This window comes from Fontisubflavum oceani, assembly GCF_030407165.1.
Taxonomy (GTDB): Bacteria; Pseudomonadota; Alphaproteobacteria; order Rhodobacterales; family Rhodobacteraceae; genus Rhodophyticola; species Rhodophyticola oceani.
In genome coordinates this window covers 873,734-889,639 of the sequence record NZ_CP129111.1, presented here as the reverse complement: position 1 = coordinate 889,639, position 15,906 = coordinate 873,734, and the positions used below count along the sequence as shown (strand labels likewise).

Sequence of the window (15,906 nt, the reverse complement as noted above, 5' to 3'; positions counted from 1 at the left end):
CAGATGTCCTTCTTTACGTATCCGTCGCGGCCAGGGCGACACGGCCAATGGCCATTGCGGCGGCGGCTTGGCAGGGTTCGACAACGGGCAAGCCGATGGCTTGTGACAAGCGGCGGCGATAGGCCGTCATACCCGCGCAGCCCAGGATCAGAACATCGGCGCCGTGCTGATCGCGCAGCACGCGGCCGACCTCCTGTTGCCGGGCAAAAGTGCGGGCATCGTCTTGCAGCTCGGCAACGCCGAGATTGAGCGGCAGATCTCCGGCCAGCCGGTCCATCACGCCCATGGCCCCCAAAAACCGCATATGGCGCGGGATTGAGGTTGGCAGAATCGACAGAATGCCAAAGCGCTGCCCAAGCGTCATCGCGGTCAGAACGGCGCTTTCGGCGATACCCAGCACCGGTTTGCGGCTTTGCTCGCGCAGCGCCGCCATGCCGGGATCGGAGAAACAGGCGATGACAAAGGCCGACGCATCCTCTTCTAGCGCGGCGGCACGCGCCAAAAGCGGTGCGACCACACCATCCACATCGGCTTGCGTCTCGATCCCGGCGGGGGTGCCGTCTAACTGACTGGCGACAATCGGCACAGGGCTTGCCGCGCGCAGGGGCGCCATCGCGTCGTCAATGCCATCGGTCACGGCCTGGCTGCTATTGGGGTTGATGATGTGGATGGTCACGCGCCACCTCCGTCATAGCGGGTTTGGCCCCAGAACCCTTTGGGGATGCCCAGCATATCGCGGGCCCCGATCCGATCGATCATTGCATCAGCCTCCCGTTGTGCATCCGTTAAGACGCGCCCCATGTCGACTTTTGTGGGCGCGCCGTCCCGCAAAAGCACCTCTCCATCGACCAATACCGTATCCACATCATTGCCATTGGCGAAATAGATCACACGGAAGGGCTCCATATTCAGCGGGTAAAGATGCGGGCGCTGCATATCGATCAGGATGGCGTCTGCCTTTTTCCCAACCTCGAGCGAGCCGATCTCGGCCTCCATCCCAAGCGCCTTAGCGCCGTCAATCGTCGCCATCTCCAGCGTCTTGCCCGGGGGCAGGATGCCAGTGTCTTGGAAATGGCGGCGGTGATAGTGCATCGCTTGTTGCATATGCCGGAACATATCGCCCGACCGGTCCGGCGCGGTGGCGTCCGAGCCGAGAGCAACCGTCACACCAGCCTCCATCAACTCCACGGCGGGGCAACGGCCCATGACGGAGGCAAGCGCTGAGGGGTTATGGGCAATCCGCGTCTCGGTCTCGGCGCAAAGCGCGATTTCATCCTCGTGTAGGTCTATCGCGTGAGAGAGCAACGCATCCGGCCCCAGAAGCCCGAGGTCTTGCGCCCGCCGGACCGAGCCGCGCCAATGGCCGTCTTGGGTGAAGATCACCCCCGATGCCCGCGACATGGCGCGGACGATCTGCGCCTCGCCGCAAGCGGTCTCATAGTCACCGGGCGACATATTGCGCTCATGCTCGTCGCGCAGAACGGGATAGAGCAACGCGACCGACAGGCGCCCATCATTGGCGCCATGCCAGCGGCTCAGAACCTCTTGGCAGGTGGCCAGCTGTTGTTCGAAGGAGACAGGGTGATGCTCAGCCCGGCCATTCGGCGTCCAGGTGGCGTAGGTGCGCGGATGCGGCGCGCGCGTTGGGCCGATCGCCATGACGTCGCGGGTGCCGATTTCGGCCACGCCTTCCATATGTGCGGAGGCATAATCTGGACTATCGCTGCGCATAATCGTGTCGCCGCCGCCGAGTAGAGACACACCACAGGTCACGCCAAAGCGGAGGCGTTCCAGTGCCGCCAGCCGCGCCTCGGCGTACCAAAACCCAGGCGTCGAGCCGGTTGTATAGACCTCGCCGCAGATCTCTTCCCAGACATCGCCCTGGTCCATACCCATGTTCTTGATCAGCCCGTGGCCGGCATGGGCATGCACGTCGATCAATCCGGGGAGCATGACCTTGCTGGTCGCGTCGATGACCTCTGGGGCGTCATGCGTCGCCTCGATCTCTGCCCGGGGGCCAATGGCGGCAATCCGGCCATCGGTGACCGCCAGCGCGCCATCGGAAATCACCCGGCGGTCTTGGTCCACGGTGATGATTGTGGCCCCGGTGATCAAAAGATCGGCCATCACGTGTCTCCGATCTTCGGCAGCGTGGCGATGTTCAAGACGCCATCAACGGGCATCGTGAAACCGGGGTGATTGCCAAGTAAGCCCGTCACCCGGATCGGGTTGTAAAGAGTCAGCCAGGGTGGGTCTTTTTGCATCTCGGTATAAGCGGCTTGGAACAGCGCCGCGCGTTTGGGGTCATCCGGCGTTTCCCGTGCCTGGTCGATCAACGCTTCGACCGTCGCATTGTGATAGCCTTGCCACCACGCGCCTTTGACGCGCGCGTCGATCTTTTCATAGAGCACACGGAAGGTGGAAAGCGGGCTGGAGTCGAACACGCAAAGATCGCCAATCTCCTTGCGGCGCACCATATGGGCATAGTCTTCGCGCTCATGATGCAAGTGGACATCTAAGGTGATGCCGATCCGTGCCAGTTGATCGCCAAGCGCCGCAGTCAGACATTCTGCTTCATCGGGAAGACGGGTTGGGCAATCGAGCGATAGGGTCAATCCATCCGCATACCCGGCCTCGCCGACCAAGGCGCGCGCGGCGTTCAAATCTTGCGGCAGGGCGGCCCCCTCGCCAGCGCCAAAATGCATCGGGCTGACAAAGCCCAAAAGTGGCTCGGCAGCGCCGCCAACCACCGTTTCGATCAAGACATCTCGATCAAGCGCCAAGTTCAGCGCGCGGCGCAGGCGCGGATCGGCCAAAGGCCCATTGGCGGCATTCAGCAGATAGATGATGGCCACTGGTAGCACGGTTTCGACACGGGTATGGCCAGGCGCCGTCAGGGTCTGACTGGCATGATAGTCAAGGGAAGTGGCCACCCCGGCGGCCCTGCTCGTGAGAGCCGTCAGACGGTCGGCCGCATCGGGAACCAGACGCATTGTGACCGTCTCATGCACCGGATCGCCGTCGAAATGCCCCGGCACGACGGAGAGCTGCAGCTCCGTTTCCGTGGCGGAGACCACACGATAGGGGCCGGTGCCGACAGGTCTGGTGGTGATCCCGGCATCCAGATCGGCCAAGCTGGACGGTGCCGCGATGTAGCCTTGCACCAGCACATCCAGCAGATCAGCCATCGGCTCGGCAAGCGCAATCGAAACCGTCAGATCATCAACAGCGATGATCTCCGCGCCGCCCAGATATTGCCACCAAACACCCGGCGAGCCGAGCGTATAGCCCTTATCGGCGCGGGCCATCCGGGCCAGCGAGAGACAGACCGCCTGGGCATCACACGGGCTGCCATCTTGGAATCTGACATCGGGGCGCAGATGAAAGACCCAGGTTTTCGCGTCGGCGGAGACCGTCCAACGCTCGGCGAGGCGCGGCACAAATCCATTGGCGTTGCGCCGGACAAGCGTGTCAAAGACGGCCTCATAGATCGCCAGTTCATCATTGGCATCGGTGCAATCATGCGGGTCCCGCAGCGGCAAACGTGGCTGCGCGATGATCAACGGGCGGCTCATAAGGTGTCTCTTTCTGGCTCATCGAGGAGATGGCAGGCCACGCTCTGCCCGCCGCCGACATCTTGCAAAGCCGGGCGTTCCTTTGCGCACCGATCCCAGGCGAAGGGGCAGCGGGTGCGGAAACAGCAACCTGATGGGAGGGACAGCGCGCTCGGCACCTCGCCGGTCAGCTCGATCTCATCGCTTTTGCGGTTTGGCTGGATGCTCGGTGCCGCTGAGAGCAGCGCGCGCGTATAGGGGTGGCGCGGCATCGCAAACAGCGTGTCGCGCGGCGCGGTTTCCACCATGAAGCCCAGATACATCACCCCGATCCGGTCGGCGATGTGATGCACGACCGATAAGTCGTGGCTGATGAAAAGGTAGGACAGGCCGAATTCGTCGCGCAGATCCATCATCAGATTGAGAATCTGCGCCTGGATCGACACGTCGAGCGCTGAGACGGGTTCATCGGCCACGATCAAGCCCGGGTTGACCGAGAGCGCGCGGGCGATCCCGATCCGTTGCCGCTGACCACCGGAGAACTGATGCGGATACCGGCCCGCATGTTCGGCGTTCAAGCCCACCCGCGCCAAAAGCGCCTCGGTCTTGTCCGCAACCTCCGCACGGGCCTCTTCGCCCACCTGCTGCAACAGCGGCTCGGCCACGATATCGCGCACCTTTTGGCGCGGGTTCAGGGAGGCAAACGGGTCTTGGAAGATCATCTGCATCTTGGCCCGCACCGGCAGAAGATCGGCGTGGCCATATTCGGAGATATCCTCGCCTTCGACCCTAATACGCCCTGCCGAGGGTTCATAAATCCGCGCGATGGTCTTGGCGACGGTGGATTTTCCACAGCCGGATTCACCGACCAGCGCCAGAACCTCGCCCTTGGCAATCGAGAAACTGACGCCATTGACCGCATGGACCACAAGGTCTTTCAGCCGAGGCCGACCGCCTTCGAAACTCAAGCGATCCAAGAAGCCGGGGTTCAGATGGAACCGCTGTTCCAGCCCTTCGACATCCAGCATCGCACTCATGCGCTTTCTCCTGCCGCGACGGGGAAATGGCAGGCCGAATAAAGGCTGTCGCGGGTATGGTTCAGTTTCGGTTCCTCCTCGGCGCAGCGCGCTTGCGCGCGCGGGCAGCGATCGCGGAAATTGCAGCCTTTCGGCAGGTTGCGAATGTCAGGGACGGTGCCGGGGATTTGCCTCAGCCGGGCCTGCCGGTCGTCAGGATTGGGGATCGAGTCGATCAGACCCCGGGTATAGGGATGCGACGGGTTGGAGATCACATCGCGCACATCGCCGCGTTCCACGACCTGCCCACAATAGAGCACGGTGATTTTGTCGACGACTTCCGAGACCACCGCGAGATCATGGGTGATCAAGATCATCGATGCCCCATGCTCGGCCACCTGACGTTTCATCAACTTCAGGATTTGCGATTGGATCGTGACGTCGAGCGCCGTGGTGGGCTCATCCGCGATGATCAGTTTCGGATGCGCCAGCATCGCGATGGCGATCACCACACGCTGCCGCATCCCGCCCGAGAACTGATGCGGATAGGCGCGCAGCCGATCCTCGGCCTGCGAAATCCCGACGCTCTCCAGCATCTCGATACAGCGTGTCTTGCGCCCGGCCTCGTCCAGATCGGTATGAAGGCGCAGCATTTCGTCCATCTGCTTCCCGATCGTGTGGACCGGGTTCAGAGAGGTCATCGGGTCTTGGAAGATCATCGCGATCTCCTTGCCCCTGATCTTCCGCATCCGGTCTTCGGGCGCTTGCGCGATGTTCTCACCGGCCAGCCGAATTTCGCCGCCTTCGATCTGCCCCGGCGGGTCGATCAGGCCGAGGATCGAGAAGCCGACGACGGATTTGCCGCCGCCGGATTCCCCCACAAGCCCCATGATCTCGCCCTGGGCCAAGTCGAAGCTCACACCGTTCACGGCTTTCACCACGCCGGAGAACGTGTGAAACCAGGTTCGCAGATCGCGCACCGACAAAAGTGTCTCTGGAGTGTGGCCGTCCATGCTCATTTCAACCTCGGGTTAAGCTCGTCGCGGAGGAAATCTCCGAACAGGTTGATGCCAAAGACCATCGCCATGATCATCAACCCGGGGAAGACGGAGGTCCACCACAGGCCGGAAAAGAGCACGTCGAACCCGTTTTTGATCAAGAGACCAAGCGAGGGTTGGGTGATCGGCACGCCGACACCGAGGAAGCTGAGCGAGGCCTCGATCAGGATGAAAGTGCCGACCTGCACCGTGGCGATCACGATCAGCGGGGTGAGGACGTTCGGCAGGACATGCCGGCGAATGATCTTGCCATTGGTCAGTCCCGCGACCCGGGCGGCTTGGACATACTCCTTCTCGATCTCCCCAAGGGTCGAGCCGCGCACGGTACGGGCATAGACAACCCAGCCCACAGCAGTCAGCGCAATCAGCACTTTGTCGATCCCTGTGCCAACCGCCGACATCAGAAACAGCGCGATCAACATCGACGGGAAGGAGAGCTGCAAATCCGCGATCCGCATGATGATCGCGTCCAGCCGCCCGCCATAGAACCCGGCCAGCAGGCCAAGCGTCGTGCCGATCAGGCAAGAACAGAGCATCGCGGCGATGCCGATCAGGGCAGAGACCCGCGTACCATAGATGATGGAGGCCAAGACATCACGGCCCTGCCCATCGGTGCCGAGCCAATATTGCGGGTCACCGCCGGGCAACCAAGCGGGCGGCTTATAGCTGTCGAGCAAGTTGAGCTGCGTCAGGTCATAGGGGTTCTGCGTCACCATCAGCGGGCCAAAAGCGACGATCACGATAAAGATCGCAATGATCGCGCTGCCGAAGATCGCCGAAAGATTGCGGCGCCAGTTGAAGAAGAATTGCGAGGCGAGAAAGGCTTGCATCATGTCATTTCACCGTGATGCGCGGATCGATCATCGTATAGAGGATGTCGATCAGGAAATTGATGACCACAAAGATCAGCGCGACCAGCATCAGGTAGACCACGATCACGGGCCGGTCGGCGCGATAGATCGAGTCGACCAGGAGCTTGCCCATGCCAGGCCAGCCGAAAATCGTCTCAGTAATGGTGGCAAACGCGATCAAGTCCCCCAGTTGCAGGCCGAAAATCGTGACCACCGGAATTAACCCGTTACGCAGCCCGTGGCCGTAAAGGACACCTCGGCGCGACACACCCTTGGCCCGGGCGAATTTCATGTAGTCCTGCCGCGTGACTTCCATCATGCCCGCGCGGGTGATGCGGAGCAGGATCGCGAGTGTGCCGACTGAGAGGGTGATCGCGGGGAGCAGCACGTGGCTCCATCCATCCGCTGTCAGAAGCGAGGTCGGTACGCCGAACACCTCCACCGTGTCGCCCCGCCCGGAAGACGGGAAAATCCGCCATTCGACGGCCAGGAAATAGATCAACATCATGCCGACCCAGAAGCCGGGCAGCGAGATGCCGAGAAGCGAGCCGGACATGATCAGCCGGCTAAGTGGCTTGCCGGGGTTGGCACCGGCATAAACGCCAAGTGGGATTGCAATCGTGGTCGCGATGACCATGGCGACAACGACGATTTCCAGCGTGGCCGGCAGGCGTTCGAGGATCAGGTCAATCGCGGGCTGGCGGAACACGTAGGACGTGCCGAAATCGCCTTGAAGCAGATTGCCGAGGAAGATGATGTATTGCTCCGGCAAAGATCGGTCGAGGCCCAAGATTCGGCGGGCCTGCTCAATCTCGGCTTCGGACGAGTCAATCGGGATCACCATGAAAACCGGATCACCGGTGAAGCTCATCATCAGGAAAACGATGATCGAGACGGCCCAGAGCACGACCACCATTTGGATCAGGCGTTTGACGGTATAGGCGAACATGCCGGGTCCTTACTGCGGTGGCCGAAGCCATCCGTTAACTCAGATCGTCGGGGATTGGAGAAGGGGTGGGGCGGCCCCAAACGCGGCACCGCCCCCGGGGGAGAGTCACTCAGTGATCCGGATATCGTAGGCCCAGAGGAACTTGTCGGTCCGGGGTTCAAACTCGATCCCGTCACGGGCGCCATAGATGTCCTGCTCGTAGTGAACCGGGATCATCGGGATATCTTGCAGCAGAATCTCCGTGACCTGCTGAAGATGGGCGTCGCGCTCCTCAACCCGCGGTGTGGAATCCGCCAGATCGATCAGCCGGTCCACTTCAGGGTTCGAGTAATGGCCGCGGTTCACCTGCGCATAGCCTTCGCGCGTGCCGGGGCTGTAGAACATGCTGGCATACATCGACCCGGCGTCGCCCGAGGGCACATCCCAACCGGACATGATGAAGCTCGATTGCTCAGACGGCACCCGGATATAGCCGAAGAAATTGGCCCGTGGCATCAGGTTCAACTCAAGCGTGATTCCGATTTGCGACAGCATTGAGGCGAGGGCCTGCGCGATCTGCGCATCGTTCACATAGCGGTTGTTGGTCGCGTCCAGCGTCATGGTGAAGCCATCGGCATACCCGGCCTCGGCCATCAACGCGCGGGCGGCGTCGAGATCGAACGGATACAGATCGCGGAAGCTTGCGCCCTCCACGTAACCCACATGGGAAGACGGCACATATTGCTCAGACGGGGTCGACAGCCCATTCATGATCACCGTGCGGATGGTTTCCACATCAATCGCCCGCGCAATGGCTTCGCGCACGCGGCGGTCGGTCATCGGGTTGGTGTCCATATCGATGGTCGGCGACTGAGGCCGCACATCCAGCGCCAGAACCAGGTTCAGAAGGCTGGGCCGGGTCACAACCTCGAACCCATCTTCGGAGGCCACGCGCTCCACATCGCGCACCGACAAATCCTGCACAATATCCAACTCGCCGGTCAGAAGCGCGGCGGTCCGCGTGGCCGGGTTCGTCAGGGGGCGGAAGATGACCTGATCAATCTCCGCGGGGCCTGCGTAATACTCCTGGAACGCGTCCAGAACGATCCGGTCTTCACGAATCCACTCATTGAGTTGATAGGGGCCGGTGCCGATGGGCTGCTGCTCCATCTCGTCCTCGCCCACGGCTTCTGCATGGTCCCGGTTCAGGATCAGGATCGCTGCCAGATCGTTCGGCAGGGCCGCGTAGGGCTGATAGGTCACGATTTCGATGGTCTGATCGTCGATTGCTGAATAGGTGTCGATATTCTTCGCCAGGTTCGACATCAGCGAGTCTTTCAGCCGGTCGAAGGTGAAGACCACATCATCGGAGGTGAAGGGCTCGCCATTGTGGAAGGTCACGCCTTCGCGGAGCGTGAAGCGCCAGGTTGTGTCATCAACCAGTTCCCAGCTTTCGGCCAAGCCGGGCCCGAATTGCAGGTTCGCATCCCGACGCACCAGCGGGTCATAGATGTGATAGAACATGATGTTGCTCGACAGCTCTTCACCGGCTTGCGGATCGAGATGTACGGCATCGGCGGTCAAGCCCACGGTCAGGGTCTGATCTTGCGCGGCCGCGATGCCGGGCAGGGCTAGGGCCATCGCGGCGGTGGCCAAAAGGCCCCGGAGGCTGGAGGTTAAGGGTTTGGTCATGTCACATGTCTCCTTGTTGGTGGCGCTCTGCCGAACGGACGTTTGCCGCCCTTATGTGATTGCGGTGCGCGGGGCTCAGCCCAGCACCGATTGAATCTCAATCTGGTATCCCTCGGGGTCGTTGAAGGCGAAGGCACGGATGCCCAGTTCGGTGCTTTCGAACATCTTGGTCAGCCCGGCCACGCCATTGGCCTGGACCCAAGCGTACCAAGCATCGACATCCGCGACGCGCAGGCAGACCTGCACCGGTTTTTGTTCCGAGGCGCGCTGCATCCCGCGGGTTTCATCAACCAAACCAACATGGGCCTGACCGGCGATGCGATAGATTTTCGACCAGCCCTGATCGATGGCCAGATCCAGGCCCAAAACCTCCTCATAAAACGCCATCGCTTGGGGCAGGTCGCGGTAATAGAGAAAGGTGATCGCCAGTTCGGTCTCGCCCTCGGGACGGGCGATCTTGTCTGTCTCGGTATTTGGATTGCTCACGTCAGGCCGCTCCCAAGGCTGATTCCATACCGACGGTATACCAAAAGTATATCGTGTCAACGGAGACGAAGCTCAGGCCCGGAACTCAGGGTGATTTGCTTAGGAAAGAGGCAGGAGTGCCGTCAGAATAGACGGTTTACATGCGCCAGGATTGCCGTCCGGACATTTTCCAGATGGAGGCGCATGGCCGTATCGGCCCGGTCCGGGTCCTGCGCCAGAATCGCGTCGATGATCTCGATATGCTCAAGACAGCCGGGCTCGAAGCGTTCGGGGATCGAACCATTGTCAAACATCCGGGTCTTGAGTTTCAGCCCAACAATCAGCTCATTGAGCAAGGCAGAACCCGCGCGTTTTGCGATGAGGCCATGCAATTCATCATCAAGCGCGGCATGTTCCGCAGGCGTTGGCCGATTGGGGCCGAGGAAGTCAGAGACCCGTTTTCTAAGGGTCACGAAAGGTTCCGCCGGGCCGGTGACACTGGCGGCTTGCCGCGCGGCTTCGCATTCGAGCAAGCGCCGCACATGCAGCAATTCCATAATATCGGTGATCGAGATTTTGCTGACGGTCGGCGCGCCGCCGTTGACCCGGCTGACCAGCCCCTCGCTGACCAGCCGCGCAATCGCCTCGCGCACAGGAGTGCGCGACACACCCAACCGTTCGGCAAAGGCCTTCTCCTGCAGCCGCGTTCCGGCGGGCAATTCACCGCTTAGGATCATGCCCTTCAGCCGATCATGAACTGACGCGCTGAGGGTTTGCGCCTGGACAATCGTCATAACCCTCTCAACTCCCCAAACGATAGGCCAACGGTCTACTGCCGTCGTAACTTGCCTCAATCCTGTCTCTGTGTATACCGTAAGTGTACCGAACGGGGCAACTCTCAGCAGGTCACAGATATGACAATGCAATCTCATGACATGATTATTCGTGGCGGAACAGTGGTCACGGCCGAAGGGTCGGAACGGTCCGATGTTGCGATCCAGGATGGGAAGATTGTCGCGATTGGAGAAGGGCTTGGATCAGCGGCGGCTGAGATCGATGCTTCCGGGCGGCTCGTGATGCCAGGCGGCGTCGACAGTCATTGCCATATTGAGCAACTCTCCGGTGCCGGGCTGATGAATGCCGACACGTTTGAGACGGCGATGCGATCGGCGTTGATGGGGGGCACGACGACGACGATCTCTTTCGCGGCGCAACATCCGGGGCAGAAGCTTTCGAAGGTCGTGGCCGACTATCAAGCGCTCGCTGCCAAAGGCGCGATTGGCGATCATGCGTTCCATATCATCGTGTCCGACCTGTCAGGCGGCAACCTCACCGAGGATTTGCCGGCGCTGCTGTCGCAAGGCCATCGCTCGATTAAGCTGTTCACGGTTTATGACAAGGTGCGGATGGGTGATGAGGACATCCTTGATGTGCTTTGGTGTGCGCGGGCGCATGGCGGCTTGGTCAACATCCACTCCGAAAACGATGGCCTGATCCGGTGGATGGTGCGGCGCTTGGTTGAGGCGGGTCAAACTGGCTCACGGTTCCACCCGGTATCCCATCCGCGTGCCGCAGAGATCGAAGCGCTGAACCGGATGTGCATCTTTGCCGAGTTTACCGGGCAGCCGGTGATGCTGTTCCACATCTCCTGCGCCGAAGGGGCGGAGATTGTCCGTGCGGCCCGCGCGCGGGGTGCGCCGATCTTGGCGGAAACCTGCCCGCATTATCTCTTCATGACCGCCGATCAACTGAACCTGCCCGGCAATGACGCCGCCGGTCTGATGTGCAGCCCGCCGCAGCGCGCGGCCTCGGATCAAGAGGCGCTGTGGCAAGCGTTGGAGCAAGGTGATTTGCAAGTCGTCTCATCCGACCACGCGCCGTATCGCTTGGATGAAACCGGCAAATTCGCCCATGGCGTGGATGCGCCCTTTCCAAAGATCGCCAATGGGATGCCCGGCCTGGAAACCCGTCTGCCGCTTATGTTTGATGCAATGGTGAGCAAGGGTCGGATTGGGCCGGAACGCTTTGTTGAAATCACTTCAACCAACCCCGCAGAGATTTACGGATTGCCCGGCAAAGGCCGGATCGCGCCTGGTGCGGATGCGGATATCGTGCTCTGGGACCCGGATAAGACCGTCACCTTTGGCGCCGACGATCTGCACGATAATACGGGCTACAATCCTTATGCCGGGCGCACCGTTACCGGCTGGCCAGAGACGGTATTGTCGCGCGGTGAGATCGTCGTCGATCATGGTAAACTGCTCGGGCAACCGGGGCGCGGGCGGCGCCTGCCGATGGAGATCAGCCGGCATATGAAGCCGCAGCCAAATCCACCTGCGGACCTGCCGTCTTAGGCGCGTTTGCCGATCACCTCGACACCGAGTGTCGTCAGCACTTTCGCCTCGATATCCTCGGCATTCATTGCCGCGACCGCGTACATGTCGTGCGGGCTGGCTTGGTCGATGAAGATATCCGGCAACACCATGGAGCGGTATTTGAGCCCGGTATCGAAGACCCCGTTTTCGGCCAGAAGCTGCGCCACATGCGACCCGAACCCGCCGATTGCGCCCTCTTCGATGGTGATTAGCGCTTCATGATGGCGGGCGAGTTGCAGGATCAACTCTTCGTCGAGCGGCTTGGCAAATCGCGCATCGGCGATGGTGGGCGTGATGCCCTTCACGGTCAGCGCTTCGGCGGCGTCTTGCACCTCTTTCAATCGCGTCCCGAACGACAGGATCGCAACGCGGTTGCCTTCGGCGATCATCCGGCCTTTGCCGATCTCCAAGACCGTACCGCGCTCGGGCATCTCAACGCCCACGCCTTCACCGCGTGGAAACCGGAAGGCGGATGGCGTGTCGTCAATCGCGGTCGCGGTGGCGACCATATGGACCAGTTCCGCCTCATCGGCGGCGGCCATGACGACAAACCCGGGCAAATTCGCCAGATAGGCGATGTCAAAACTGCCCGCATGAGTCGCACCGTCCGCCCCAACGAGACCGGCACGGTCGATTGCAAAGCGCACCGGCAAACGTTGGATCGCGACGTCATGGACGACCTGGTCATAGCCCCGCTGCAGGAAGGTGGAGTAGAGCGCGCAGAACGGTTTCAACCCGCCCGCCGCCATCCCCGCTGAGAAGGTCACGGCGTGTTGCTCAGCGATACCAACGTCGAAACACCGGGTTGGAAAGCGCTCGGCGAAGAGGTTCAAGCCCGTGCCATCCGGCATTGCCGCTGTGACGGCCGTGACCGTTGGATCATCTTCTGCCTCGCGGATCAGCGATTGCGCAAAGACCTTGGTGTAAGACGGCGCGTTTGACGGGGCTTTCTTTTGCTCGCCAGTCACCACATCGAATTTTGCCGTCGCATGGCCTCCGTCGGGTTTGCTTTCGGCATGGACATAGCCCTTGCCCTTGGTCGTGATCGCATGGATCAGGATCGGGCCATCGGCGCGCGCTTTGACCGTGCGCAAAACCGCAAGAAGCTGTTCCATATCGTGGCCATCAATTGGCCCGACATAGGAAAAGCCCAACTCTTCGAACAAGGTTCCGCCAATTGTCGCGGACTTCAGCAACTCCTTCGCGCGGCGGGCTCCCTCTTGGAACGGCTCTGGCAGCAGCGACACCGCGCCTTTCGCGGCGGCTTTCAACTCCTGGAAGGGTGCTCCGGCATAGAGACGCGAAAGGTAAGAGGACATTGCGCCGGTTGGCGGCGCGATGCTCATTTCATTATCGTTCAAGATCACAATAAGGCGCTTGCCCATATGACCGGCGTTGTTCATCGCCTCATAGGCCATGCCTGCCGACAGGGCGCCATCGCCGATCACGGCAATTGCATCGCCCAACCCATGCTCTGGCGCACCACCCAAATCGCGCGCCACTGCGAAGCCAAGCGCCGCCGAGATCGAGGTCGAGGAATGCGCGGCGCCAAACGGGTCATAGGGGCTTTCGGAGCGTTTTGTGAATCCGCTGAGCCCGTCTTTTTGGCGGATCGACAGCATAAGATCCCGCCGCCCCGTCAGAATCTTATGAGGGTAGCATTGATGGCTCACATCCCAGATCAGCCGGTCGCGCGGCGTGTCGAACACCGCATGCAGTGCGACGGTCAGTTCCACAACGCCCAGGCCCGCGCCCAAATGCCCGCCGGTTTTGCTCACCGAAAAGATGGTTTCTTGGCGCAACTCGTCGGCCACTTGGCGCAGTTCCAAGTCGGACAGCGGCGTCAAATCGGCAGGCGTCTTCACCCGGTCCAAAAGCGGGGTATGGGGTTGGCTGGTCACTCTGCTGGCCTCCCGGTCCGGGTTACATGTCGCGGGCGATAATGTACCGCGCCAGCGCCTTCAAGGTCTCTGCTCTCTCTCCATACGGGTTGAGCGCAGCTTCCGCATCGGCAATCAGATCACTTGCACGCGATTTGGCACCATCAACGCCGAGGAGCGAGACAAAGGTTGCTTTCCCGGCCTGGGCGTCTTTTTGCAGCCGTTTGCCCGCTTTTGTGGCATCGCCTTCCACATCCAAAATGTCGTCTGCGATCTGGAAGGCAAGGCCGATGGCCTGCGCGTAACGCCGCAGGGGCCGGGTCGGCCCGCCCGAGAATGGCGCCAGCCTCGGCGGGCCAGGTGATCAACGCCCCGGTCTTATTGCCCTGCAACTCGGTTATTGCGTTGAGGGAGAGCGGCTGATCGGCGGTCTCGGCGGCGATGTCCTGGGCTTGGCCCAGCACCATACCTTGCGCGCCGGACGCCTTGGCCAGCGTGGCCACAAGCTCAATCCGTTGATCCGGCGCTCCGGCATTGGGATCGGCCAGCAGTTCAAAGGCGAAGCTTTGCAGCGCATCGCCCACCAGAACCGCAATGGCTTCATCCCATTTGATGTGCACGGTCGGCTGACCCCGGCGTAGGTCATCGTCATCCATGCAGGGCAGGTCGTCATGAACCAGGCTATAAGCATGTAGGCATTCAACGGCCCCGGCGGCATAGAGCGCTTGATCCCGCGGCACATCGAAAAGCGCCGCCGCTTCCAATGCCAAAAACCCACGCAGACGTTTGCCGCCCCGGGTCGCATAGCGCATTGCTCTCGGCCACCGGGTCCGTGCCGAACTCGCTCATCTGATCTGTCAGGAAGTGCCCGATATCGCTTCGGGCATCGCCAAGCGCCGTGTGAAACACTTACAGTCCTTCGGTGGGCGTGGTTCCCGTCGCCTGACCATCCGCATCAAGCGTGATCTGGGCGACCTTTTCCTCGGCCTCTTTCAGCTTGGCCTCGCAGCGGGCTTTCAAAGCGGCGCCGCGTTCGTAAAGCGTGATGGAGTCTTCCAACGGCACATCGCCCCGATCCAGCGCATTCACGACCGTTTCCAGCTCGCGAATGGCCTCTTCAAAGCTCATTTCTTCGATCGGTTTTGGGTCACTCATTCGCCTTGCTCCATCAGCACCGTCACATGCGTCGCGACCGAAGCCGCGAGCGCATCCAGATCATAGCCGCCTTCCAAAGTCGAGACCACGCGACCGCCGCAATGGGTCTTGGCGAAGGCGCAAAGCTGCCGGGTGATCCAGGCAAAATCCTCGGTGTCCCAGTTCAAATTGGCCAGCGGGTCGGCGCGATGGGCGTCAAACCCGGCGGAGATCAGGAGCAACTCCGGGGCGAAAGCTTCGAGGCGCGGCAGCATCCGGTTTTCCACGATCTGCCGCATCTCGGCGCTGCCGCTCCCGGGCCCGAGCGGCAGATTCAGGATGTTGTTGGCGGTGCCCCGTTCGCTTGGTGCACCGGTGCCGGGATAAAGCGGCATCTGATGGGAGGAAATGAACAAAGCGCGCGGCTCGTCCCAGAGTAAATCTTGCGTGCCATTGCCGTGATGCACATCGAAATCGACGATTGCCACACGGGCGAGGCCATGCCGTTCCAACGCATGTTTCGCGGCGATGGCGATATTGCCGAAAAGACAGAATCCCATTGGGCGTGTGCCCTCGGCATGGTGGCCCGGCGGGCGCGTGGCGACAAAAGCGTTTTGCGCCGCGCCAGCCAACACTTGATCAACCGCGAACAGGCAACCGCCGACCCCTTTGAGCGCGGCCTCCCATGAGCCGGGCGAGACGGTCGTGTCCGCATCAAGCGGCACGAGACCGGCATCGGGGATGGCATTGCGCACTGCCGTGACATGGCTCTCGGGATGGCAGAGGCGCAGATCGGCCTCGTCGGCCAATGGTGCCTCGGCGCGGGTCAGCGCGTCAAATTCCGGGGCCGCGAGCGCTTCAAAAACATACTCAAGCCGCGCAATCTGCTCCGGGTGACCGGGTGGCATTTCATGAGCCAACCCGGCGTGATTTTCGACAAGAAGTGTGGTCAT

Annotated in this window: 14 protein-coding genes and 1 pseudogene; 1 reads left to right on the top strand and 14 read right to left on the bottom strand. The window is 61.3% G+C overall.

The annotated features are described in order from the left end of the window. Positions 1–13: 13 nt before the first annotated feature. The 10 genes from QTA57_RS04540 to QTA57_RS04495 all read right to left on the bottom strand — a co-directional run bounded on the left by QTA57_RS04540 (position 14) and on the right by QTA57_RS04495 (position 10,358). Positions 14–676 (bottom strand): aspartate/glutamate racemase family protein, encoded by a 663-nt coding sequence (locus tag QTA57_RS04540; protein WP_290153897.1) that lies wholly within the window; start codon positions 674–676, stop codon positions 14–16. Then, a complete protein-coding gene (locus QTA57_RS04535; protein ID WP_290153896.1) occupies positions 673–2,127 on the bottom strand; it encodes an amidohydrolase family protein in 1,455 nt (484 codons plus the stop codon). The genes QTA57_RS04540 and QTA57_RS04535 overlap by 4 nt, the downstream gene beginning before the upstream one ends. Then, positions 2,127–3,575, bottom strand: a complete 1,449-nt coding sequence (locus tag QTA57_RS04530; protein WP_290153895.1) for an ABC transporter substrate-binding protein — start codon at positions 3,573–3,575, stop codon at positions 2,127–2,129. Before QTA57_RS04530 ends, QTA57_RS04535 begins: the two co-directional genes overlap by 1 nt. Next, the gene (locus QTA57_RS04525; RefSeq protein WP_290153894.1) at positions 3,572–4,591 is read right to left on the bottom strand and encodes an ABC transporter ATP-binding protein; all 1,020 of its coding nucleotides are present in this window, start codon (positions 4,589–4,591) and stop codon (positions 3,572–3,574) included. The genes QTA57_RS04530 and QTA57_RS04525 overlap by 4 nt, the downstream gene beginning before the upstream one ends. Further along, on the bottom strand, positions 4,588–5,583 hold the full coding sequence (locus tag QTA57_RS04520; protein WP_290153893.1) for an ABC transporter ATP-binding protein: 996 nt from the start codon (positions 5,581–5,583) through the stop codon (positions 4,588–4,590). Before QTA57_RS04520 ends, QTA57_RS04525 begins: the two co-directional genes overlap by 4 nt. A 2-nt stretch (positions 5,584–5,585) precedes the next feature. Beyond that, positions 5,586–6,461, bottom strand: coding sequence for an ABC transporter permease (locus QTA57_RS04515; RefSeq protein ID WP_290153892.1), 876 nt, complete (start codon positions 6,459–6,461; stop codon positions 5,586–5,588). A gap of 1 nt (position 6,462) precedes the next feature. Then, positions 6,463–7,428 (bottom strand): ABC transporter permease, encoded by a 966-nt coding sequence (locus QTA57_RS04510; protein WP_145213457.1) that lies wholly within the window; start codon positions 7,426–7,428, stop codon positions 6,463–6,465. A 105-nt stretch (positions 7,429–7,533) separates the two neighbouring features. Continuing rightward, the gene (locus QTA57_RS04505) at positions 7,534–9,099 is read right to left on the bottom strand and encodes an ABC transporter substrate-binding protein (RefSeq protein ID WP_171559167.1); all 1,566 of its coding nucleotides are present in this window, start codon (positions 9,097–9,099) and stop codon (positions 7,534–7,536) included. 75 nt (positions 9,100–9,174) lie between these two features. Continuing rightward, complete coding sequence (locus tag QTA57_RS04500) at positions 9,175–9,585, bottom strand: VOC family protein (protein ID WP_290153891.1); 411 nt, start codon at positions 9,583–9,585, stop codon at positions 9,175–9,177. A gap of 122 nt (positions 9,586–9,707) precedes the next feature. Next, complete coding sequence (locus QTA57_RS04495; RefSeq protein ID WP_171559170.1) at positions 9,708–10,358, bottom strand: GntR family transcriptional regulator; 651 nt, start codon at positions 10,356–10,358, stop codon at positions 9,708–9,710. Between the two features lie 120 nt (positions 10,359–10,478). Between QTA57_RS04495 and hydA the strand changes: the two genes are divergently transcribed. Beyond that, positions 10,479–11,918, top strand: a complete 1,440-nt coding sequence (gene hydA, locus QTA57_RS04490; RefSeq protein WP_290153889.1) for a dihydropyrimidinase — start codon at positions 10,479–10,481, stop codon at positions 11,916–11,918. On the opposite strand, the gene dxs is transcribed toward hydA, so the two are convergent. From dxs to QTA57_RS04470, 4 genes and pseudogenes are all read right to left on the bottom strand, one after another. Next, on the bottom strand, positions 11,915–13,840 hold the full coding sequence (gene dxs / locus QTA57_RS04485; protein WP_290153887.1) for a 1-deoxy-D-xylulose-5-phosphate synthase: 1,926 nt from the start codon (positions 13,838–13,840) through the stop codon (positions 11,915–11,917). The two genes, hydA and dxs, sit on opposite strands and share 4 nt — an antisense overlap. 22 nt (positions 13,841–13,862) lie before the next feature. Beyond that, a pseudogene (locus QTA57_RS04480) lies at positions 13,863–14,668 on the bottom strand (polyprenyl synthetase family protein). Between the two features lie 60 nt (positions 14,669–14,728). Continuing rightward, positions 14,729–14,974 (bottom strand): exodeoxyribonuclease VII small subunit, encoded by a 246-nt coding sequence (locus tag QTA57_RS04475; RefSeq protein WP_290153885.1) that lies wholly within the window; start codon positions 14,972–14,974, stop codon positions 14,729–14,731. Next, entirely contained in the window at positions 14,971–15,906 is a 936-nt protein-coding gene (locus tag QTA57_RS04470) for a histone deacetylase family protein (RefSeq protein WP_290153883.1), read from the bottom strand. The genes QTA57_RS04475 and QTA57_RS04470 overlap by 4 nt, the downstream gene beginning before the upstream one ends.